This is a genomic window from Paenibacillus sp. FSL K6-1330 (assembly GCF_037976825.1).
Classification (GTDB): Bacteria; Bacillota; Bacilli; order Paenibacillales; family Paenibacillaceae; genus Paenibacillus_AQ.
This window is the reverse complement of sequence record NZ_CP150269.1, coordinates 5886051-5908345: the sequence shown is the minus strand read 5'-3', so window position 1 is coordinate 5908345 and position 22295 is coordinate 5886051. Positions and strand designations below refer to the sequence as shown.

Annotated in this window: 17 protein-coding genes; all 17 read left to right on the top strand. The window is 48.1% G+C overall.

The genetic code is table 11. From position 1 onward, the window contains the following. The first annotated feature begins 147 nt into the window (after positions 1 to 147). Complete coding sequence (locus tag NYE54_RS26855; RefSeq protein WP_339267475.1) at positions 148 to 1053, top strand: putative sporulation protein YtxC; 906 nt, start codon at positions 148 to 150, stop codon at positions 1051 to 1053. 463 nt (positions 1054 to 1516) lie between these two features. Next, positions 1517 to 3454, top strand: a complete 1938-nt coding sequence (gene thrS / locus NYE54_RS26850) for a threonine--tRNA ligase (protein ID WP_076324503.1) — start codon at positions 1517 to 1519, stop codon at positions 3452 to 3454. 480 nt (positions 3455 to 3934) lie between these two features. Next, positions 3935 to 4681, top strand: coding sequence for a 3D domain-containing protein (locus tag NYE54_RS26845; RefSeq protein WP_339267473.1), 747 nt, complete (start codon positions 3935 to 3937; stop codon positions 4679 to 4681). A gap of 131 nt (positions 4682 to 4812) precedes the next feature. Beyond that, positions 4813 to 5013 (top strand): hypothetical protein, encoded by a 201-nt coding sequence (locus tag NYE54_RS26840; protein WP_071222739.1) that lies wholly within the window; start codon positions 4813 to 4815, stop codon positions 5011 to 5013. A 198-nt stretch (positions 5014 to 5211) separates the two neighbouring features. Next, positions 5212 to 6327, top strand: a complete 1116-nt coding sequence (gene liaF, locus NYE54_RS26835) for a cell wall-active antibiotics response protein LiaF (protein WP_339267471.1) — start codon at positions 5212 to 5214, stop codon at positions 6325 to 6327. A gap of 5 nt (positions 6328 to 6332) precedes the next feature. Beyond that, positions 6333 to 7415 carry a sensor histidine kinase gene (locus tag NYE54_RS26830; RefSeq protein WP_339267469.1) on the top strand — a complete coding sequence of 361 codons (1083 nt, stop codon included), beginning with the start codon at positions 6333 to 6335 and terminating at the stop codon, positions 7413 to 7415. Between the two features lie 18 nt (positions 7416 to 7433). Continuing rightward, the gene (locus tag NYE54_RS26825; RefSeq protein WP_076324472.1) at positions 7434 to 8087 is read left to right on the top strand and encodes a response regulator transcription factor; all 654 of its coding nucleotides are present in this window, start codon (positions 7434 to 7436) and stop codon (positions 8085 to 8087) included. Positions 8088 to 8247: 160 nt separating this feature from the next. Beyond that, positions 8248 to 9894 carry a trypsin-like peptidase domain-containing protein gene (locus NYE54_RS26820; protein WP_339267467.1) on the top strand — a complete coding sequence of 549 codons (1647 nt, stop codon included), beginning with the start codon at positions 8248 to 8250 and terminating at the stop codon, positions 9892 to 9894. 129 nt (positions 9895 to 10023) lie between these two features. Beyond that, a complete protein-coding gene (locus NYE54_RS26815) occupies positions 10024 to 10710 on the top strand; it encodes a response regulator transcription factor (protein ID WP_076324470.1) in 687 nt (228 codons plus the stop codon). Between the two features lies 1 nt (position 10711). Then, complete coding sequence (locus tag NYE54_RS26810) at positions 10712 to 12169, top strand: HAMP domain-containing sensor histidine kinase (protein ID WP_339267466.1); 1458 nt, start codon at positions 10712 to 10714, stop codon at positions 12167 to 12169. Positions 12170 to 12221: 52 nt separating this feature from the next. Further along, complete coding sequence (locus NYE54_RS26805; protein WP_339273671.1) at positions 12222 to 13172, top strand: 4-hydroxy-3-methylbut-2-enyl diphosphate reductase; 951 nt, start codon at positions 12222 to 12224, stop codon at positions 13170 to 13172. 665 nt (positions 13173 to 13837) lie between these two features. Further along, the gene (locus tag NYE54_RS26800) at positions 13838 to 14794 is read left to right on the top strand and encodes an ABC transporter permease subunit (protein ID WP_098748543.1); all 957 of its coding nucleotides are present in this window, start codon (positions 13838 to 13840) and stop codon (positions 14792 to 14794) included. 31 nt (positions 14795 to 14825) lie between these two features. Next, positions 14826 to 15722 (top strand): carbohydrate ABC transporter permease, encoded by an 897-nt coding sequence (locus NYE54_RS26795; protein WP_076324467.1) that lies wholly within the window; start codon positions 14826 to 14828, stop codon positions 15720 to 15722. Positions 15723 to 15801: 79 nt separating this feature from the next. Continuing rightward, positions 15802 to 17472, top strand: a complete 1671-nt coding sequence (locus NYE54_RS26790) for an extracellular solute-binding protein (RefSeq protein WP_339267464.1) — start codon at positions 15802 to 15804, stop codon at positions 17470 to 17472. Between the two features lie 79 nt (positions 17473 to 17551). After that, positions 17552 to 19126 carry a helix-turn-helix domain-containing protein gene (locus NYE54_RS26785; RefSeq protein ID WP_339267462.1) on the top strand — a complete coding sequence of 525 codons (1575 nt, stop codon included), beginning with the start codon at positions 17552 to 17554 and terminating at the stop codon, positions 19124 to 19126. A 38-nt stretch (positions 19127 to 19164) separates the two neighbouring features. Next, positions 19165 to 20955 (top strand): sensor histidine kinase, encoded by a 1791-nt coding sequence (locus tag NYE54_RS26780; protein WP_339267460.1) that lies wholly within the window; start codon positions 19165 to 19167, stop codon positions 20953 to 20955. Between the two features lie 179 nt (positions 20956 to 21134). Then, the gene (gene aroF, locus NYE54_RS26775; RefSeq protein ID WP_076324464.1) at positions 21135 to 22190 is read left to right on the top strand and encodes a 3-deoxy-7-phosphoheptulonate synthase; all 1056 of its coding nucleotides are present in this window, start codon (positions 21135 to 21137) and stop codon (positions 22188 to 22190) included. Positions 22191 to 22295 lie beyond the last annotated feature (105 nt).

Below are 22295 nucleotides of genomic sequence, written 5' to 3'. Positions count from 1 at the left end.
TTTTTATTATCTGAAAGTATAACCTTCCGAGCAGCGCGCCATTTATTAAATATTCTTTCGGACTTGCTTGTTTTTCCAAGCAGGAGTTCCGTATATCCCCGAGCGGGTCCCCATATACTGAAAAGGGAACTCGAAAGGAGTGATTCCATGGAACTGTTCAGCATTTCTGTCGGTACACGGACGGAAGACGAGAAAAAGGCGTTTCACCGTATATTGTCACACAAGCAGAAAGAGCTACATAAACAATGCAAGCAGCTGAAATTCACGTTCAGCGCTTCGGATGACCGCGTGATTTGGACGTGCTCCGGCAAGCTTCCGCTGTCCTCATGGACCGCATCGGCCGACACGCTGCGCCGGCTCACTGCCGAAGCAGTCACTGCTTATATTTTGGAAGCGAAGGAGCAGGAGATTGCTGCACGGTTAATGTTCTCGGAATTCGAGTTTGATGATGAGGAAGAAGCAGGGCGGATTCTGCAGTGGTTTTTGATGCTCCTGCAAAAAGAGGAAGGCCCGTCCGGGGACTTCTGGCAGAGCCGCAGACGCAAGCTGTCTGAAGGCATATATCAGTGCCTGAACGAGGCACCTGAGCTTAACCTGGATGGATTTATGACCTTCCGGCTTCAGTCCTACGAACAGGAGCTCCGCGAGATGGCGGAGTATGCAGTGGATGAATTTATGCTCGATCAGCAGTACGAGGAGTTCGTCAGCCTGCTGAAATATTTTGTTTATTTTCAGGAGCCCAAAATGCCGCTGGTACACGTCATTCATAAGGGGGAGGAAGATTTTCTGCTGCTGGATGGCAATCTTCGCCCGATTGAACGTCCTCGAGATGAAGGACTCGTTATGGAAAGGCTGGACCAGGATATGGAGATTGAAGATATGGTGGTCAGTACGCTGATTTCGGTATCTCCGGCCCGCATGATTATCCACACGAGACAGCCTGAGCTTCCCGTTATTGTGACATTGGCCCACATCTTTGATAACCGCGCCGAAGTATGCTGCAGTTGTCCGGAATGCAGCGCGCTTCTCGGAAGCGGACGAATGATGACTTGACGCACCGAAGCGGTGAGGATTATAATTACTGATAAATTCACGTAAAAGCTCTGACAAAGACATGAATCAATCCGGATTTGACCGCTCAGAGAGAGGAACCTCGGCTGCAATTTCCTCCGGTTCGCCATTGATTTACCCCTTTGTAGCTGTGTCGTCGAACCCGCACATTATGATGAATGCGGATGAGTAGGCTTCACCGGTTCATGACCGTTACTCAATGCTGATGAAGGATCTTAATCAATTATGTACCCGGTACATAAGCTGAGGGAGAGATCGAATTAGGGTGGAACCACGGGTATAACACTCGTCCCTTCGCGGGACGGGTGTTTTTTGCATGTTCCGGTATCTTTCGTTGAAGTCCAGGCGGTACCGAGCGGTCCATGCCTGGAGTTCGCGGGGAGACTAACGCGTCCTTCATATATGGAAGAAACGTGAAATTCTTTTTTCTTGGGAGGAATACAAGGTGGCTATTAGCATTAAATTGCCTGACGGCTCCGTACGGGAGTATGAGGCGGGCAGCAGTATTGAGGATGTGGCTGCGTCGATCAGCAGCGGACTTAGAAAGAATGCGGTCGCGGGAAAAATGGACGGGATCGTTGTGGATCTCTCGACACCGCTTCAGGACGGAGCTTTGATCGAGATCGTAACCCAGGATACGCCTGAAGGGCTTGAAGTGATGCGCCACAGTACAGCGCATTTGCTGGCTCAGGCAACCAAGCGTTTGTATGGAGCGAAAGAAGTAAAGCTGGGCGTGGGTCCGGTCATTGAGGACGGCTTCTACTATGATATGGATCTGGAAGAGCCTTTGAATCCGGAGGACCTGCAGAAGATCGAGAAGGAAATGGAACGCATTATCGGCGAGAATCTTCCGATTGTCCGCAAGGAAGTGAGCCGTGCGGAAGCGCTGCGCATCTTTGGCGAGCTTGGGGATCCGTACAAGCTGGAACTAATCAATGCCCTGCCTGAGGATAGCGTTATCACGATCTATGAGCAAGGCGAATTCTTTGATCTCTGTCGTGGACCGCACGTCCCTTCAACCGGCAAGATCAAAGTGTTCAAACTTATGAATGTGGCAGGCGCATACTGGCGCGGCGACAGCAAGAACAAAATGCTTCAGCGCGTTTACGGTACGGCGTTCGTGAAAAAAGCGCAGCTCGATGAGCATCTTCACCTGCTTGAGGAAGCCAAGAAGCGCGATCATCGTAAGCTGGGCAAGGAATTGCAAATGTTTACGTTCTCGCAGCTCGTTGGACAAGGCCTGCCGATCTGGCTGCCAAACGGCGCGAAATTGCGCCGTACCCTGGAGCGTTATATCGTGGACATGGAGGAGCGCCTTGGTTACCAGCACGTGTACACGCCTGTCCTCGGAAACGTGGAGCTGTACAAAACGTCCGGTCACTGGGAGCACTATCAGGAAGATATGTTTCCGAAAATGGAGATGGACAACGAGGAGCTTGTCCTTCGTCCGATGAACTGTCCTCACCATATGATGGTATATAAGAGCGATATGCACAGCTACCGGGATCTGCCGATCCGTATTGCTGAGCTTGGCATGCAGCACCGTTATGAAATGTCCGGTGCACTGACCGGCTTGCATCGCGTGCGCGCAATGACGTTGAACGACTCGCATATTTTCTGCCGTCCGGATCAGATTAAGGAAGAGTTTGCACGAGTTATTCAGCTAATCATGACCGTCTACAAGGACTTTGGCATCCATGACTATCGCTTCCGCCTTTCTTACCGGGATCCGCAGGATACCGAGAAGTACTTCCAGAACGATGAAATGTGGGAAATGTCCCAGCGTATGCTGCGCGAAGTCGTCGAGAGCCTGGACATGCCGTTCTATGAGGCCGAAGGCGAAGCTGCCTTCTACGGTCCGAAGCTCGACGTTCAGATCCGTACGGCTCTAGGAAAGGAAGAGACGCTGTCAACCGTTCAGCTCGACTTCTTGCTGCCTGAGCGCTTTGAGCTGGAATACGTCGGCGACGATGGCCAGAAGCATCGTCCGGTTGTTATCCACCGCGGTATCCTGGGTACGATGGAGCGCTTTACTGCTTTCTTGCTTGAGAATTTTGCAGGTGCGCTGCCGCTGTGGCTGTCACCGGTACAGGTTAAAGTCATTCCGGTTTCCAATGCCTTTGAAGACTATGCCAAGGAAGTGGCCGAGAAGCTTCAATTCGCCGGTATCTCTGTCGAGTCGGATCTTCGCAACGAGAAGATGGGCTACAAGATTCGGGAAGCCCAGCTCGAGAAGATTCCTTACATGTTCATCGTTGGCGAGAATGAGAAAAACGCGGGTGCGGTTTCCGTTCGCAAACGCGGCGAAGGGGACATCGGTGCCCAGCCGCTGGACGAGATCATCCTCAAGCTTCGTGAAGAAATTAACACCCACGTCGTTTAAGTTTAGCTATAAGTGCATGTTCAAAAAGGTCGATTTTCAGCACCGAAGCTTATGCTTCCGATGTGCGTTTTTTCAAAACGCTTCAGTTGGATGAAGCTAGGGAGTGAGGAGCGGAGCGTACGTTTTGGGTACGTGAGCACCTAAGATGTTTCCGCAGGAAACATGACTTCGTAAGCATCCGCTTAGGCCCGGCTGAATTCAAGATTCGATGCCGAGCTGCTTCCTGATTCGCTTCGTGTTAGATATAGAATTTATGAGTTATCAGTGGAACTGATGAAATTCTATATCGCAAGGAAACCTACCTATGCATCGCGGTCGCTCATCCTTGAAGTGGCCTCGATAGAGGTTTTCTTATCAAAAGCGGACTTTTTGAACAACCTCTATAAAGCTTAAGTAACGATGGGACATGCAAACCTCTGCCATCACGTATATTCTATTTGGGAAGTGGGAACCCTCGCTAGTAAGGGGGAGGTACTCACAATGATCCAATGGAAAAAGTGGCAGAGGTTTTTTGCTGGTTTTATTTTATCAGCCGTCTTGTTTAGTGCAGGTTCTTCAATGGTAGAAGCCCACAATCTGATTCTAAGCGAATCCTATGATTCAACAGACTTCAGAAATGTGTATGATCCGGCCGGGGAAATTCAAGGCTCCGATTACGTGGAAATGTCTCGCTTCTATGCGCTTCGTGTAGCAGGTTTTAGAGATATGAATAGATACTTGGAAGTTCCGAATACGGGGCCTAAGGCCAGCAAGCCTGGGAAGAAACGCGAATCCATGCCTGTGCTTGCGCCGAGGGAGGACCAGGTGCTGCATACGGTGAAGGTAACCGCTACAGGGTATACGGCAGGTTATGAATCGACCGGAAAGAAGCCGGGACATCCTCAATATGGAATCACCTACTCCGGGGTGAAGGTTAAGCGGGATCGAAATATGGTATCTACGATTGCCGCGGATCCGAATGTATTCCCGCTTGGCAGTATTCTCTATATACCGGGCTATGGTTATGGAATCGTAGCGGATATCGGGTCTGCGATCAAAGGGCAAAAAATCGATCTTTACTTCTCCACAACCAAACAAGTGTTTAAGGAGTGGGGGAAGAAGGACGTCGAGGTACAGGTTATTAAAACCGGAAGCGGCAAATGCACGGAAGAAATGCTGAGAACCCTGGATAACGCGATTGAAACTTATCGTTTCCTGCCTTCATCTGTTTTGGAGGAAGCCATTTAGGATGATTTTGGCGTGTAGATTGGCAGTAAACATTTAAGAATAATGCCAACCTGTTCATCACATACTACTTTTCGGGGGCTAAACCCCTGAAGAGGATGATGGTATTGCATATGAACAGGGAGGTGAATACTGTGGCTAAAAAGAACAAGGTACAAGAAAACTTTAAAACACCAAATGAAAAGTTTAACGCTGAGTTTGCTGAAGATACCAGCATAGCCAGCAATCCAAAAGGGAATTCCAAGGTTCAGGAGAACTACAAAAAACCGAACGAGAAGTTTGACGCTGAGTTTGGCGAACTGAACACACCAGGGGACCATTCTGCAAACCGTTAAGGTGTAGATGTCAGCGCCCGTTCGTGCCAAATAAGACCTCCGCTTTAGCGGGGGTCTTTTATTATGGTCCAATTCCCATTTTTATCCATGGACTCAGTCTCAAGACCGAGATCAACTTCATTCCACCGCCGCTAACCTGTTCAATGCAATATGTTGTACACTGTAGTTAAGAAAAAAATAGAACTGGAAGGCAAGGGGATGACCATGAGTAGAAAAGGATGGAGCCAGCTTAGCAACGGTTTGCTGCTCATCGGTATTGGTGTGGTGTTTCTTCTAAATCAGCTCGATATGATACATGTGGATCTTGGTTATATATTCTCGACCTTTTGGCCGGTGTTCATCATCTGGTTCGGCCTGCAAAGCTTAATTTATGCACGTGGAGGAGCACTATGGGGCTCCGTTGTGCCAATCATAATCGGATCGTACTTTCTTGGAAGAAACCTGGATTTGATTGACTTCTCATTCGGCGATCTGATCAAGTATGCGATTCCGATTATCCTGATTGGGTTTGGATTGCAGGTTATTTTTAAACCGAAACCTCATACGCCGCCGCCATCACCGCCAAGTCCGGATGACTTCAGCTCGCATCGGCGCGACGATTACAACATTCCCGATCCGCCTGAAGCGCGTCCGCTTGATTCTTCCCTGGATGAAGAATTCGAACGGAGATTTGGCAAGCCAGACAAGGCTGACAAGACTGGAAATATCCTGCCCGATCCTGAACTAGAATCACCGGATTTTCATGAGCCGGGCAAGGGGTACCGTTGGCAGGGACAGCATCATGAACGCCAGCGCCAGGACCGTCAAGATCGCAGCCGGTTCAGAGTTCATGTTGATTTTGACGATAACGGCAAAAGCTACAGCGACGGATCGGATTATAAGGATGAACAGCACCACCAACACCATCACCATCATCAATCTTGGCACAGCCATGATGCGGTGAACAAGTCCTCTTTTATCGGGGACGTGCATATGGGGAAAGATTATTTTCAGCTGAAGCCGACAAATATCTCGCAGTTCATCGGTGATACGGTGCTGGATCTGACTAAAGCCCAAATCCCTTACGGTGAAACGAAAATCAACATCTCGGCGTTTATCGGGGATGTCAAAGTATTCGTTCCAAATGATTCGGATGTCGGCATTCATGTCACGACCAACTCCTTCATCGGCGATATGAAGGTGCTGGAGGAAAGCCGCAGCGGCTTTATGAGCAATGCCGGTCTGGAAAGCCCGCATTACAGGGAAGCAGGTAAGAAAATTCGAATCACCGTCAGCGTATTTATCGGTGATGTCAAAGTGAATAGGGTAGGATAACCGTTATGATGGGAATATTGAAAAATACCAAATGGGTGATACTGTTTTACTTTCTGTTGATTGGAGCCGGGGTTGCTGTTTTCCTGTATACAGCAAACCAATCCGGCTACATACATATTGAAGATAACCGGCTGTGGGTGTATTACACAGTCGGTGTACTTCTGTTTACGGGGATTGCGGGATACATTGCGGGACAGCGCATCCAGCGACCGCTGGACCTGCTTCATCTGAACATGCTGCAGGTTGCCAAAGGAAATCTGAACGTGCGACTTCCAGCCATGGAAGACGGCTCTTTTGCCAGAGTATACGATGAGTTTAACGGAATGACAGAAGCGCTGGAGAAGAAGATGAAGCTGCTGCAGCGCCTGGGTGAGCAGGATGTCATTGAGAAAGAGATTGCTGCGGAAGCCGCGGTGCTTGAGGAACGACGCCGGATGGCACGGGACCTGCATGATACGGTCAGTCAGCAGCTGTTCGCGATCCATATGTCGGCTTCATCGCTTCCGGCGGTTCTGAAGAGAAACCCGGAGCAGGGCGATAAAGTGCTTGGCCAGTTGATTGAGATGTCTCACGTGGCGCAGAAGCAGATGCGTGCGCTAATTGCACAGCTTCGGCCTGTTGAACTGGAAGGAAGAACCCTAGAGGAGGCACTCGAACGGTGGTTCCCGGATTACTGTCGCCAAAATGGCCTAAAGGGCATGAAGGATGTGGAACTTTACGGCGGGGTATCGGATGCGATTGAACATCAGCTGTTCCTGATTATACAGGAAGCAGTAGCTAATATTGTGAAACATGCCGGTGCAAGCCTTGTCAGCATGTCGCTTCGTGAGGATCAGAAACGCGTTATTTTAAGCATTAGCGACGATGGGATTGGGTTTGACGAGGTGGCAGGCAAGCAGGGTTCATACGGGCTGTCCACGATGCGTGAGCGAGCCGAAAAGCTTGGTGGGCAGGTCGATATTATAAGTAAAAAGGGTGCAGGGACAACAGTTCGCGTGAATATTCCGCTGTTTGAGGCCGAGGGTAATCAGGGACCGACTACGGAAGAGAGCAAGGATCAGGAAGTACTGGCTGAGCCAGTGGAATAGAGAGGGGACAACATCATTATGGGAACGATTCGGATATTGCTGGCGGATGATCATGATATGGTTCGGATGGGATTAAAAACGTATTTGTCACTGGACCCGGGATTTGAAGTGATCGGAGAGGCCGCAAACGGCCAAGAGGTCGTTGATATGTTAAGAAATGGGGATGAGGCAGACCGGCCTGATCTCATTCTTATGGATCTGATGATGCCGGTGATGAACGGGGCAGAGACCACACGTGCGGTCATGTCCGAGTTCCCGGACCAGAAGATCGTGATTCTGACCAGCTTTCTTGAAGACGAGCTTGTGGTTGAGTGCATCGAAGCGGGGGCTGTTAGTTATGTACTGAAGACCGTTTCGGCCGACGAGCTCATTTACGCTCTTCAGGGAGCTTTCAGGGGTATGCCGGTCATGACCAAAGACGTGTCGGAAGCACTCACCCGCGGGATCCGCCGACATATGGTGAACGGCGATGATTCCGGGCTTACCGAGCGCGAGAAGGAAGTTTTGCTGCTCATTGCCGAAGGCAAGAGCAACAAAGATATCGGCGAAGAGCTGCATATCAGCATTAAAACGGTCAAAACCCATGTCAGCAATCTGCTGATGAAGTGTGAGCTGGAAGACCGCACACAGTTGGCGATCTACGCCCACCGTAAGGGATGGGTCAAAATGTAGCGACTCCACTCGGATCAGATTCCCTTGACGCGGCCTTAGCTTTCTTTTTATCTGCCTTTTAATTGTTTTTAAGGTACTATTAAGGTTTATAGTACACAATAAGAACAGTTAATCAATTAAACCACTTGGAAGCAAGTGATTTTAAATAGGAGGTAGACCTATGGACGATCAAAGAAAGCGCTACGGGTATCCGGATGATGAGGGAATGAACAACGAGTCAAATAACAATGAAGCACCGAGACGTGAGGAAGCATCCACGAAGAATTCGTCTTATTACTATTCTTACGGACCGTTTCAGTCCATACCCAGCGAACGTGATGATCAGCAGCCAGAGCGGCCATACCAGAGCCGGGAATCGAAGGAAGTAGAAGTTACCGCTCCGCAGCCTGTTAAACCAATACCATCCTCCGGTTTCTCGCAGTCACATTCCTCCGGAAGCCAGGGGGGCGGCGGGTCTATGGATTCGATGCAAAGAAATAAAGAATGGAACTACAGCCAGAAGCCTAAAAATTCCGTGAAGACGGTGCTGTTGTCCTTCATGGCAGGTGTCCTTGTCATTTCGAGCCTGATGTTTGCCGCTGACCGCACGAATCTGTTTACACCTGATGCGGCGTACTCATCAGAGCCAGCTCAAGAAACTTCAGCCAAAGTCGATGATAACGGCGGAGCTACTACGGCATCGAGCATTATTCCTTCGGGCCAAGGAGATGTATCGGCAGTCGTAGATCAGGCGAGTCCTGCCGTTGTACTGATCGAGACGCTTGTAAACAGCAGCAATCGCCAGAGCACGAATCCGAATATGAATGATCCGTTCTGGTACTTCTTCGGCGGCGGCCAATCGAGCCAGGAAGGAAATGGCGGAAACAGTGGAAACGGTGGAAGCAGCAGCAACGGAGGTCAGGAATCCCAGCTTCAGCCTTCCGGCATCGGCTCGGGTTTCATCTTTGAGAAGTCCGGATACATTTTGACGAATGAGCATGTGATCCATGGCTCAGATGTGATCCAAGTAACGGTACAGGGTACCAAAAAGCCTTATGAAGCGAAGCTGCTCGGTTCCAGCTATGAGCTCGACTTGGCCGTGCTAAAAATCGAAGGGGCCGATTTCCCAACGGTGCAGCTGGGCGACTCCAATTCGCTGAAGGTCGGTGAATGGCTTGTTGCCATCGGTAACCCGCATGGTTTTGAGCATACGGTAACCGCAGGCGTACTTAGCTCGAAGGAACGCGAAATTGATATTCAAGGAACGAACGGCGAAGCTGAGCGGAATTATGAGCATCTTCTGCAAACCGATGCTTCGATTAATCCGGGTAACTCCGGCGGACCGCTTCTCAATCTGAAGGGCGAGGTTATCGGGATGAACGTAGCCGTCAGCGCCGAAGCGCAAGGGATCGGATTTGCAATTCCGTCCAGCACGATCAAGGAAGTTGTGGAATATCTGAAGAATAATCAGGAAGTTCCGAAAGAGCCGATTCCGTTTATCGGGGCAAGCCTGGGAACGGTCACTCCGCAAATTGCCCAGTCTTTGGGTACCGACGTGAAGGAAGGTTCTTATGTTGACAGCGTTGTATTCCGTTCGCCGGCTTATGAAGCGGACCTGCGTCAATATGACATCATTGTGGGCGTGGACGGAACAAAATATCCGACCTCGAAGGATCTGATTGAGTTCATACAATCGAAGAAGGTTGGAGACAAAATCACACTGAATGTGGTTCGTAACGGTAAGAACATTGATTTGCCGCTGACGATTGGGGACCGTAATAAGTTTGATCTATCCCAACAGCAGCAACAACAGCAACAGCAACCGTAACCCTGGATAGGTGTGACAACAAGCGGAAGGGACCGTTCCCTTCCGCTTGTCTTGTCCTTGAGGCGACCGATATAATGGGATTGTAACGTCGAACTAAATTAAACGCTAGAAGATAGAGGAGATGCCGCTATGCGATCCCGGATATTAATTGTAGATGATGATGAGAAGATTATTTCCATGCTGCGCAGGGGACTTGCGTTTGAGGGCTATGACGTCCTAACCGCATCCAACGGAGCGGAAGGTTTGAAGGTGATATTGAGTGAGGACCCGGACGTTGTCATTCTGGATGTGATGATGCCTCAAGTCGATGGATTTGAAGCGTTGCGCAGACTCCGGGAAGGCGGAAGCACGACACCGGTGCTGATGCTGACCGCGAAGGATGAAGTGGAGAATCGGGTGAAGGGACTGGATACCGGAGCAGATGATTATCTGGTCAAACCTTTCGCGCTGGAGGAGCTGCTTGCCCGCGTACGGGCTTTGCTGCGCCGTAAAACCGGGGACGATAGCTCTAACCACCGACTGACCTACGAGGATCTTGTGATGGATACCGATGCAAGGGAAGTTATTCGCAGCGGGCAGCGACTGGAGCTAACCGCCAAGGAATTTGAGCTCCTGCACCTGTTTATGCAAAATCCGAAGCGGGTGCTGTCCCGCGATTTAATAATGGATAAAATATGGGGCTATGATTACAGCGGGGAGTCCAACGTGCTGGAGGTTTATATCGCCATGCTCCGGCAGAAGACCGAGGAACATGGAGGTAAACGACTGATCCAGACGATCCGCGGAGCTGGCTATATTTTAAGAGGAGATAACTAGCATGTCCATTCGGTTAAGACTGACAGCATGGTATACCGGCATTTTATTTGTGACACTGCTGATTTTCAGCTCGGCAGTGTATGGCTTTGTCCATTTGTATACGTATGAGGAGTTAAAGCAGCGATTAGTACAGGAAGCAAATAAGATTGGTTACACATCTTCGTCTGTTGCACTTCTACCGGATCGTTCCTCCGCGCTTAATATGGAGGCAGCTGATTTATACGTTCAGCTGTATACTTTCTATAATGGGTCCATCTGGAGATCTGGGAATATGGAGTTCAGTGGTTTGCAATTTGAGAATCCGACTGTAGACAGAGCATTAAGTATGACCAAACCCGGAGAGTTTAAACGGTTTTCTTTTAATGGGGCATCCTTCATTGTATACGAATCCCCGGTCGTTGAAACGAACTCAAGGAAATTATTCGGATGGCTTCAGATCGGAGTAAGTACGCGAACCATCGAGCAAACCTTAGATCGACTCCAATCCATCCTCATCATGGGATCTGCAGCAACACTTGTCATTGCTTCAACATTAGGGTTATTCCTCGCCCGGAAATCCATGAAACCAATCGGCAAGGTAACGGAGGCAGCGGAGCAAATCCAGAAGGGGACCGACCTCAGCGTACGTATCGAATACGATGGTCCGGAAGACGAGATTGGTCAGTTGATCGGCACGTTTAACGGGATGCTTGAGAGGACGGAGGGCTTTTACAAAGAGCTTGAAGATGCCTATGCGGCGCAGCGTCGATTTGTATCGGATGCTTCCCATGAACTCCGAACGCCGCTGACCACCATCCGGGGGAATGTGGATCTTCTCCATAAGATGTGGACGGAAACCCCTGGCGAGAGAGCGAATATGGACGAAGAAACGATTAAGCAAATCTCGGTCGAAGCGGTGGGAGATATATCTGATGAAGCGAAACGGATGAGCAGACTGGTGAACGATATGCTGTCTCTGGCACGGGCCGATACCGGCCAGACCTTTGAACTGGATCCGGTCCCTCTGCAGCCTTTGGTTGAAGAGGTCGCACGGCGCGCTCATTTCCTGGAGAAAACCGCTGAGTGGCATGTCGGAGAGCTGTCTGTCCTGAACGGTGTTTATGTGGAAGGAAATAAGGACTACTTACAGCAGATGCTGTTCATCTTTATCGAGAATGCGTTCAAGTATACGCCGGAGGGTGAAGTTAGCCTGGATGTCGTCCTGTACAAGGGCCAGGTCGGTCTGCGAATTTCGGATACGGGGATCGGTATGGATAAGGATGAGGTTCCGTTTATATTCGAGCGCTTCTACCGTGCGGATCAGTCGAGAGGCATCACGAGCGGGACTGGTCTTGGACTGTCTATCGCCAAATGGATTATCGATGAGCACGAGGGCTCTGTCGAGGTTGTTACTCGAAGAGGGGAAGGAAGCACCTTTATCGTCTGGCTGCCTGTCGTCTTTGCTCCTCCTCTGGAATAGGTTATAATAGACTAGATACTTTACGTATTACAACGGAAAGCAGGTGAGGATCATCGAAGTCTTGAAAATATCACCGAGAGGTTACTGTTACGGTGTCGTTGACGCTATGGTCTTGGCACGTCAGGCGGCCCAGAATCTGGATCTTCCTCGGCCTATTTATATATTGGGCATGATCGTGCATAACAGTCATGTCACGCAATCCTTTGAGGATGAAGGCATCATTACGCTGGACGGTCCGAATCGGATGGAAATCCTGAGTCAGGTGGAGAGCGGCACCGTTATTTTTACCGCACACGGGGTCTCTCCCGAAGTACGCAAGCTTGCGAGAGATAAAGGGTTAACCACGCTCGACGCCACTTGTCCTGATGTTACGAAAACCCATGATTTGATCAGGGAAAAGGTAGCGGACGGGTATGAGATCATTTATATCGGGAAGAAGGGGCATCCCGAGCCGGAAGGCGCGATTGGGATCGCACCGGAACACGTGCATCTGATCGAGAAGGAAGAAGAAATTGAACAGCTTCAGATAAATTCATCCCGAATCATCATTACGAACCAGACAACGATGAGTCAATGGGACATCAAGCATATCATGAAGAGCCTGCTCGATAAATTCCCGGGAGCGGAGATTCATAATGAAATTTGCCTTGCAACGCAAGTGCGGCAGGAAGCGGTAGCCGAGCAAGCCGGTCAGGCGGACTTGGTCATCGTGGTTGGCGACCCGCGCAGTAATAACTCCAACCGTCTTGCCCAGGTATCCGAAGAGATAGCCGGCGTACCGGCTCACCGCATTGGCGATGTGACGGAACTCAGACGGGAATGGCTTGAAGGCGTAGGCAAAGTGGCTGTTACATCAGGGGCATCAACACCGACTCCAATTACCAAGGAAGTCATCGCCTATTTGGAACAGTATGAACATGATCAGCCGGAAACTTGGGAGATCAAACGTACGGTGAATATGAATAAACTGCTTCCGCCGGTTCGGGTGAAGAGTAAATCATAAGAATGGAAGCTTTTTCTTAAACAAGGGTCGCGATTTAATCGCGACCCTTGTTTTTTTTGTTGATATCGGTACGTCCTTAATAGTATCTTGTCATCGTCCTATTTGGCTCCTTTTCTCGAACAGGGGGATAAGCGTTTATTTTCATGATCACCTATGATATATTAAGAGTTCGAGTCCATTGACATTACAGAAAATGGTTTATAGCATACCAGCATAGGACAGCGTTCAGCTAAACATTGATGGTGTTACCGGAAATTATATCAGTTCATGAATCATAGCCTAAACATAACAAGAGATCCATTTTAGCTTAGTTTATAAAAACTATGAATGGGTTAGCCAAATAGTGCTAATTGATACTCTCCCCTTGTGGTGAATGGTGGAACAACAGTTCATGTGAAATGAACTTGACACTATAGACCTAAGGGGATTTTCTATGTCCCGCACTAAGAATGGAAGGATGAATATTGGACAACCTCGCCGGAGGCAGGATCATTTTTTTGGACTAGCAGTACCCCCGTAAATATCCCATGCTGTGTAAGCGTTTCAATTCTCGATTGAATAATATCATTTTTCGTTGAATAGGCAAATGTTTATATTGGATAGTTTATTCTACAATGTTAGACATTAGGTAAACTTCATGGCATAGAACACACGGGGGGTTGGACATGGCGCAAATATCCGTAGAACAGGAACCTGTTCCAAAACGGAAAAAGGACAGCTTATTGATTCGCTTTGCTAAACAATGGGATATTCAGTTAATGGTGCTTCCTGCACTCGCACTCATTTTTGTGTTTAGCTATATACCGATGTACGGTATTCTAATGGCTTTCCAGGACTTTAACATTTTCAAAGGGATGGGCGAGAGCCCATGGGCTGGATTCAAGCATTTCGAAATGTTTTTTGAATCACCTGAATTTATGACGGTTATGCGAAACACGATCGTCATCAGTTTACTTAAATTTATCATTGGTTTCCCTGCACCGATTATGCTGGCGCTGATGCTGAACGAGGTTCGGCATATGTTCTTTAAGAGATTGGTGCAAACCGTCAGTTATCTACCGCACTTCCTGTCTTGGGTTATCGTTTCAGGATTTGCGATTTCTCTCTTGTCAACGGATAACGGCAGTGTGAACATTCTGCTACAAAAGCTGAATTTGATTGAAGAGCCGATCAACTTCCTGTCCATTCCTAAGTATTTCTGGACGATACTCGTAACGACAGGGGTTTGGAAAGAGATCGGGTTCTCCTCGATTGTTTACTTGGCAGCTGTTGCCGGGGTTGACCCGCACATGTACGAAGCAGCTGACATGGATGGTGCAAGCAAATTCAGGCAGATCTTTACGATTACGCTTCCATCGATTATGCCGGTCGTTGTTATCTTTATGATTCTTGCCATTGGTAACTTGCTAACTGCGGGCTTCGAAGACATCTTGCTCTTGGCTAAGAACCCGGTATTGCGAGAGGTATCCGACGTTATCGACACGTATGTCTATCGAATAGGTATTGAAAATTCCCGATTCTCATATGCAACGGCTGTAGGCTTGTTTAAAGCGGTAATCAGCGTCATGCTTCTGACGATTGCCAACTTGATTGCACGTAAATCAGGGAACAGCTTATGGTAAAAGACCACTATGATGAAGGGAGCGGGTAATTGTGGTACGTCTAGCATTTGGTGACAAAGTGATGATGGTCATCATTTATATCTTCTTGGCATTACTGGCCTTTGTAACTTTTTATCCGTTTTGGAACGGACTTGTCATTTCATTTAACTCAGGTTCAGATACAGCAATGGGGGGCGTTACCTTCTGGCCCCGGGACTTTACATTAGAGAATTATGGGATCGTCTTTCAGGATAACAGGCTGCTGAATGGTTTCAAGATTTCGGTGCTTCGTACCGTGATCGGAACCATCTCCTCCATACTTGTAACCTCTATCTTCGCTTATGGGATGACGAAGAGCGAACTGATCGGCCGTAAGTACTACATGGTTATGTGTATTATTACGATGTATTTTGGCGGTGGCTTGATCCCATCCTTTATGCTCGTTCGCGGTTTGGGTCTGATGGATTCTTTCTGGGTGTTCATTATTCCGGGCTTGGTAAGTGTGTGGAACATGATCATCTTCCGGACGTTCTTTAACGGCCTCCCGAATGGTCTTGAAGAGTCCGCCAAAATTGACGGCTGTGGCAACTGGGGTATTTTCTTTAAGATCATTCTCCCACTGTCCGGTCCGGTAATCGCAACATTGTCATTGTTCACCGCGGTTTCGCATTGGAATGAATGGTTCTTGCCGAGTATCTACATCAATAACGAGAACTTGCTGCCAATTCAGACCATGCTTCGCCAAATATTGAACTCTAATATTATGTCTGAACAGATGAGCAATCTAGATTCGGCTTCTCAGGCCGTTCTCTCCCGGATGCAGAGTGTGACCTCCAAGTCGTTGTCCATGGCAACCATGATGGTGGCAACACTTCCGATTATTATGGTGTATCCATTCGTACAGAAGCACTTCGTTAAAGGTGTTCTGGTAGGCTCCCTGAAAGAGTAAGGGCAACAATATGTGTTGTTTGAAGCATTATGCTTTAGACATAAATATCAAGTGTAAAGACGAAAGGGGAAATTAGAGAATGAGGTTGAGAAAGAAATCGCTGACCACATCGATGACGGCTTTGCTTGCGGCAGCGCTAATGCTTTCTGCATGCGGCGGCGGCGGTGGAAGCAAGACTGCTAACCCTGAGCCAGCAGGCGAAAGCGGAACTAGCACGCCTCCAACGGAGGCATCTGACAAGTTTGTGCTTGGCGAAACTCCGCTTGAGTTCAGCTTCTATGGTCATTATAACGAGTACACCATGCCTCCATGGGGGCAAGACGAATCCTCGAAATGGATTAAAGAGAATAAGAAAGTAACCGTAAATGCCATTCATTCGCAAGGTAACGCACAACAAAAATTCAATACCATGATTGCTTCCACGGAGCTTCCAGATGTTATGTGGATGGATCGCGGACCGGATGTAGAGAAATTGCGTCAAGCAGACATGCTTGTGCCTTATGACGAATATCTCGATAAATACCCTAACTTGAAGGAATGGATGGGTGAGGAAGGCCTGAACATGCTTCGTTCCCCTGACGGTAAACTGTATCAGTTCCCGAACTGGTATACGAACCAACCGAACGGTAACGCAGGGTATGTTGTTAATAAACAAATCTACCATGAGTTAGGTTCACCTAAACTGGAAACAACAGATGATTTGTACGAATACCTGAAAGCAGTTAAAGCCAAATATGGCGATAAAGTTGTTCCATTTGAACCGCACGTTCAAGGTCAAGGTATTGAAGTACTGTATTCCGCTTTTGCTGAAAATGCTCTAACGCGCTGGATCAGCATCCGCGGCGTGCCTAACGGTGACAAGTTGTCTTCCATCTTTACTGATCCTATCTTCCGTGAGTCGATGCAGTATTCCGCGAAGCTGTTCCGTGAGAAGTTGATTTCTCAGGATGCTATGACTCAAACTGTAGATCAGGTTAAAGAGAAAGTGAACACGGGACGAGTTGCAGTATATGCTGCTTCAAGCCCGACTGAAAATGCAATGAACGCACATGCCGATTTGGCAGCAAAAGATCCAAACGGAGGATATTTCATGATCTGGCCGATTCATAAAGAAGGCCTGGACAAGAACAAAATCTTCCCTGGTACTTACACGCAATTGGGTTGGAACGTAAGTGTAATTACGAAGTCTGCTAAAAATCCAGAAGCGATCTTCGCATTCTTGGATTGGTACACAGGTCCTGAAGGACAAAGTGTTCTGATGTGGGGTCCTCCAGGAGGATATTGGGATGGATTTGAAGACGACGGTGTGACACCTAAATTTACTGAGAAGTATGTATCGGATGCAGCCGGTCTTAACAAGTTGCAAGCGATAACAACGAACTTGCATTGGAACGGTAACACGGTATTTATTGATACAGCAAAAGCAAAATATGAAAGCACATTGCCAGAGGAGCAGCGTAACTGGTCCACTCGTTGGCAGTATGAAGTCACTTGGAAGACTCAAGCAAATGCTACGGAATACATCAACCTCGATCCGGCCCCGGACAGCGAGGAAGGAATTATCCGTCAGCGTGTAGAGGATATCTTTACAGAATCCAGAGCGAAAGCCCTGTATGCCAAGGATGATGCCGAAGTATTGGCAATCCTCGACAAGGCGGAAGCCGATGCGCAATCTGCCGGATATGATAAACTTCTTGCATTCAAAACAACGAAATGGCAAGAAAACGTTGCAAAAATGAAAGGCCAATAATATTCTTTACTTAAAACCAAGAAGGGTATGCTGCTTATGCAGTATACCCTTATCGGAATTTATGGGGGAGATGATACCCGTGTATAAAGTGCTGCTGGCAGACGATGAAATACTGGATCTAGAGGGCATGAAGAGCTTTATTCCATGGGAAAATCTCGGAATGAAAGTGATAGACTCGGTCAATAATGGCTTCGCTGCCTGTGAGGTTCTCGAAAAGGAGAAGATCGACATCCTTGTTACCGATGTACGCATGCCGAATATGACCGGGCTTGAGCTTGCTCAGCGGGCACTGAAATTGCAGGAGGAACTCCGGATTATCTTCGTAAGTGGTTACCAGGACTTTGGTTATGTGAAGCAGGCGATTGCCTTGAATGCATGCAGTTATGTGCTAAAGCCGATGGAGGACCAAGAGCTGATTGATGCGTTAACGAAGGTGAGGCTGGAGTTGGATCGTCTCCATGAACGCAAGGAGACGGAAGAAGCTTACCAGCAGATGATCCCCATCCTCAAAAATCAGTACCTCCTGCAAATTCTCCAGAGGCCCTACGATGGAGCCATACTGGATATTATCAAGCGGGAGTACCGATTGACGGAGCTTCACTGGCCGGTTTGTGTCATTTTGCTAGAGCTTGATAATGTGAGCACCTGGCGAAGCAGCTTGCTCGATTCCGAGGAAAAGCTTAGTGTCATAGAGGAGTATTTCTCGAGACTGCATAAACTGCTCGAACAGAACGGCTTCGAATACATATGCAAGGTAACAGATCAGCGGACGGCCGTATTGCTTAACGGGGGCAGGGGCAAAGAAGAGATTCAATCCCTGCTTGAGGAATTGAAGCAGGAATATAACTATACGATGACGGTAGGAGAAGGAAGAGCTGCCAACCAACTGGAGCAGCTTCACACGTCGTATCAGGAGGCATTGGCCGCGCTGGACTACAAAATGTTCCGGGGCAAAGGTAAATGGATTCTGTACAGCGAGGTGCCTACCGAGGACCGTGAGGATGTAAAAAGTCTCGATATCCGTCTGGATGCCTTATTTACAGCCATGACAGAGTATGATATCGTTCGTATTTATGATGAACTGGAAGCGATTCAATTGCTTGCATCCAATATCAGATCCAAGTTCACCATACGCAATTTAGCCGTGTATATTATGGTGAAGCTCGAAGGTCATCTGCAGACGATTAATGAAGAGTTATACCGTATGGCAGGATTGGATCTCAAAAATCTTGATATTCTACTTCATTTTGAAACGATGGATGATATCTTCTCATGGCTTCGTATGAAGGCAATGGAAATTTCGGAAATGCTCAAGAACCGAAAATCAACAAAGAATGGCAGGCTGGTCGAAGAGATCATAGAAAATATCCAAGCGCGTATGCATGAGAATATCACGCTGCGAGATATGGCAAACCGGTTTTCTTTTTCACCGAATTATCTTGGGGTGCTCTTCAAGGAAGAAACCGGACATAACTTCAGCGATTATGTAATCAAGCTCCGCATGGAGCGCGCTAGAGATCTGCTCAAGACGACCAAGCTCAAAATATACGAAATTGCATCGCAAACAGGGTATCAGTATCTGCCTTATTTCAGTAGACAGTTTAAGGAAATGTATGGAATGACACCTCTGGAATATCGGCGCAAACACTCTTAACTTGTAAAATTCAGATTAGATATGGGGTCAAACAGGTGATGGCAGGGAAATTCGAACGAATACGGGTCAAGATACCTTTCGGGTACAAGTTAATGATTTCGTACTGCGTGTTCATCATTATACCGGTGCTGCTTGTCGGTCAGATTGCGAATCAGGTCTTCGTAAAGTCCACTCGCGAGCAGACGTATAACAATATTCAGGGTACGCTGCATCAGATGAGCGAGAATATATCGTATAAGATGGAGGACATGATTCGGATCTCGGACATGCTTTATTTTGATACGACCTTTAACAGCCGCCTGCGGTTTACTGAAAGCGCTTGGATTAGCTACGACACAACGATTAATGTGCTGATTCCCAAGTTGGAGACCGCGGTGAGTACGGCTAACCGAAGGATCTGGTTATCGATCTACCTGCGTAATGACGACCTTAGGGAGATCTATGACAATTATTCGAATTCAGATCCACTGGATTCCAACAAACGTCTGTTTGATATTTATCAATATGACAGGCTAGAGGACCGATCATGGTATAAGCTGTATCCCAAGGATGAGAATTATGGTGTAACCTTGCAATGGAAACAGATTGAAGACGATGTGAGGAACGGACGCATTTCCTTGCTGCGGCGGTTGGTGGATATCAGCTCGACTATTAAACCGCAGGAGATCGGATTCATGCGGATCAACGTCAGTATGACCGACCTGTTCGAAAGCATGGATTACAACAAGATCGGTGACGGAACGGCTTTATATTTATCGGATTCCCAAGGGCGGGTGGTTCTATCATCGGGTGGCATACAGACAACCGTCTTCAAGGAAAAAGAACTTCGCAAGAACGGTGACCTCCTCATTCGGAAGCCCATTCCCCAGCTCGGATGGGATTTGATTGCCGTTGTCCCTGCGCAAATCGTGGAGAAAGATACGGTCAAGATTCGTAATTTAACTTATCTGATCTGTCTGATTTGTATCGCTATCTTTTTTGTGGTCAGCATTTTGGTCTCCAGATACTTCAGCCGCCGGGTTTCCAAAATCGTATCGGTGCTGGACTCGTTCCAGGAAGGGGAATTCCACAAGCGGGTATCCTTTAAGGGCAATGATGAATTTACGCATATTTCCTCTGCTCTGAATGATATGGGCAGCAATATCGGCAAGCTGATCAATGAGGTGTATCTGGCCGACCTTCAGAAAAAAGAAGCGGAACTGGAATCGCTGCATGCGCAGATTAATCCGCATTTTCTATACAATACCCTATCCTCCATCAGCCGCTTGGCGCGGTTTGGGATGCTGGATAAACTGCAGCGTATGGTGATGGACCTAGCGAAGTTTTATCGCCTGTCGCTTAACGATGGCCGGAATATCATCTCCGTGAAGAATGAACTGGAACAGGCTCAGGCGTATGTAGATATTCAAAAGATTAAATACGACGAACGGATGCAGGTTACTTATGATTTCGAGCCGGAAGTGGTCCGGTATGAAACCGTGAAATTGATTTTGCAGCCGTTTATCGAGAATGTGCTGGAGCATGCCTGGACCGGGGATTATATTCATGTTCGAATTACCGCCAGAGTGCTGGAAGATGTCCTGGAATTTAAAATTATCGATAATGGAGTCGGGTTCCCGCCCGGCAGAGTTTTGGACAATACAGGCGGACAGGATCTAACCAATGCCGGATACGGTATTCGGAATGTGGATCAACGAATCAAACTTCACTATGGCAGCGAATATGGGGTCACGTTATTCAGCCGAGCCGGAATTGGGACAACGGCAAGAATTGCGATACCACTCGTGAAGCGAACCGTAGCGGAAGGACGCAGCAAAACATTGATGTAACAGGTAATCGACATCTCCCGATCGTGCAGGCTTGAAGAATGGGCTTGACGAGGGGAGATTTTTTCTGTATATTTACTTTATCGGATAAAAGCATAAAAGCTTAAAAGCGAACAAGCGCGAAAGTGATTATCCATCGATTGAAATTGAAAATGGAATAAATTCAGAAAGAAGGTTTTATTATGATCGTTATTACATCCAATCAAATATCAGAGGAACAAGTTCAGCATATCGTAAGCGAGATTGAGAAGGAAGGACTGCAGGCTCACGTATCGAAAGGGGCGGACCGTACCGTAATCGGGCTGATCGGCAGCGTGAACCCGAAGCTTGCGGAGCACCTTCGCCAAATGAAGGGCGTAGAGAATGTGGTTAAAATCTCCAAGTCCTACAAGCTTGCTAGTCGTGATTTTCATCCGGATGATACCGTTATTGATATTAAAGGCACCAAGATTGGCGGCGGCAATCTGGTCGTCATGGGTGGTCCATGCGCCGTGGAATCCGCACAGCAGATTGACGAGATCGCGCAGCTGGTTAAGGCAGCAGGCGGACAGGTGCTTAGAGGTGGCGCTTTTAAGCCACGTACGGGCCCATACAGCTTCCAGGGCGTTGGCGTTGAAGGTTTGATTATGATGGCGGAAGCCGGGCAAAAACATGGCCTGTTGACGATTACGGAGGTTATGACGCCCGAATACGTGGATATTTGCGCGGAGTACGCCGATATTCTGCAAGTGGGTACCCGTAATATGCAAAATTTCGATTTGCTTCGGAAACTGGGTACCTGCGGTAAGCCGGTTTTGTTGAAAAGAGGTTTCAGTTCAACCTATGATGAATTCCTGAATGCAGCGGAGTACATTCTTGCCGGCGGCAATCCGAATGTCATGCTCTGTGAACGTGGAATCCGAACATTCGAAACGTACACCCGGAATACGCTGGATTTATCTGCCATCCCTGTTTTACAAGGTTTGAGCCACCTTCCGGTCATTTCTGATCCGAGCCATGGAACAGGACGACGCGAGCTTGTTGAACCGATGTCCAAGGCATCTGTGGCGGCCGGGGCAGACGGCCTTATTATTGAGATGCACACAGATCCAGATAATTCCATGACAGGCGACGGGGTTCAATCCCTGTTCCCGGATCAATTTGCCGCATTGCTTAAAGACTTGGAGCAGCTGGCCCCACTAGTAGGCAAAAGCTTTGCGACTTCCAAAGCACCTGCTTCTGAATTTGCGCGCGTATAGTAATTGATAAGCGACGTTGTACACTCGGGGATAGCGTTAAGAACATAGTTAAGGTTCGCCAGTTCCTTAAATCTAATATAAAAGACATCTGCAAAAAGCTTGCAG

What these genes read in the sequence shown, in the direction of transcription:
- NYE54_RS26820 (WP_339267467.1), top strand. Translation starts at nt 8,248, where the DNA reads ATGGACGATCAAAGAAAGCGCTACGGGTATCCGGATGATGAGGGAATG.
- NYE54_RS26815 (WP_076324470.1), top strand. Translation starts at nt 10,024, where the DNA reads ATGCGATCCCGGATATTAATTGTAGATGATGATGAGAAGATTATTTCC.
- NYE54_RS26855 (WP_339267475.1), top strand. Translation starts at nt 148, where the DNA reads ATGGAACTGTTCAGCATTTCTGTCGGTACACGGACGGAAGACGAGAAA.
- NYE54_RS26845 (WP_339267473.1), top strand. Translation starts at nt 3,935, where the DNA reads ATGATCCAATGGAAAAAGTGGCAGAGGTTTTTTGCTGGTTTTATTTTA.
- NYE54_RS26780 (WP_339267460.1), top strand. Translation starts at nt 19,165, where the DNA reads ATGGCAGGGAAATTCGAACGAATACGGGTCAAGATACCTTTCGGGTAC.
- NYE54_RS26830 (WP_339267469.1), top strand. Translation starts at nt 6,333, where the DNA reads ATGATGGGAATATTGAAAAATACCAAATGGGTGATACTGTTTTACTTT.
- liaF (WP_339267471.1), top strand. Translation starts at nt 5,212, where the DNA reads ATGACCATGAGTAGAAAAGGATGGAGCCAGCTTAGCAACGGTTTGCTG.
- NYE54_RS26790 (WP_339267464.1), top strand. Translation starts at nt 15,802, where the DNA reads ATGAGGTTGAGAAAGAAATCGCTGACCACATCGATGACGGCTTTGCTT.
- aroF (WP_076324464.1), top strand. Translation starts at nt 21,135, where the DNA reads ATGATCGTTATTACATCCAATCAAATATCAGAGGAACAAGTTCAGCAT.
- NYE54_RS26810 (WP_339267466.1), top strand. Translation starts at nt 10,712, where the DNA reads ATGTCCATTCGGTTAAGACTGACAGCATGGTATACCGGCATTTTATTT.
- NYE54_RS26825 (WP_076324472.1), top strand. Translation starts at nt 7,434, where the DNA reads ATGGGAACGATTCGGATATTGCTGGCGGATGATCATGATATGGTTCGG.
- NYE54_RS26800 (WP_098748543.1), top strand. Translation starts at nt 13,838, where the DNA reads ATGGCGCAAATATCCGTAGAACAGGAACCTGTTCCAAAACGGAAAAAG.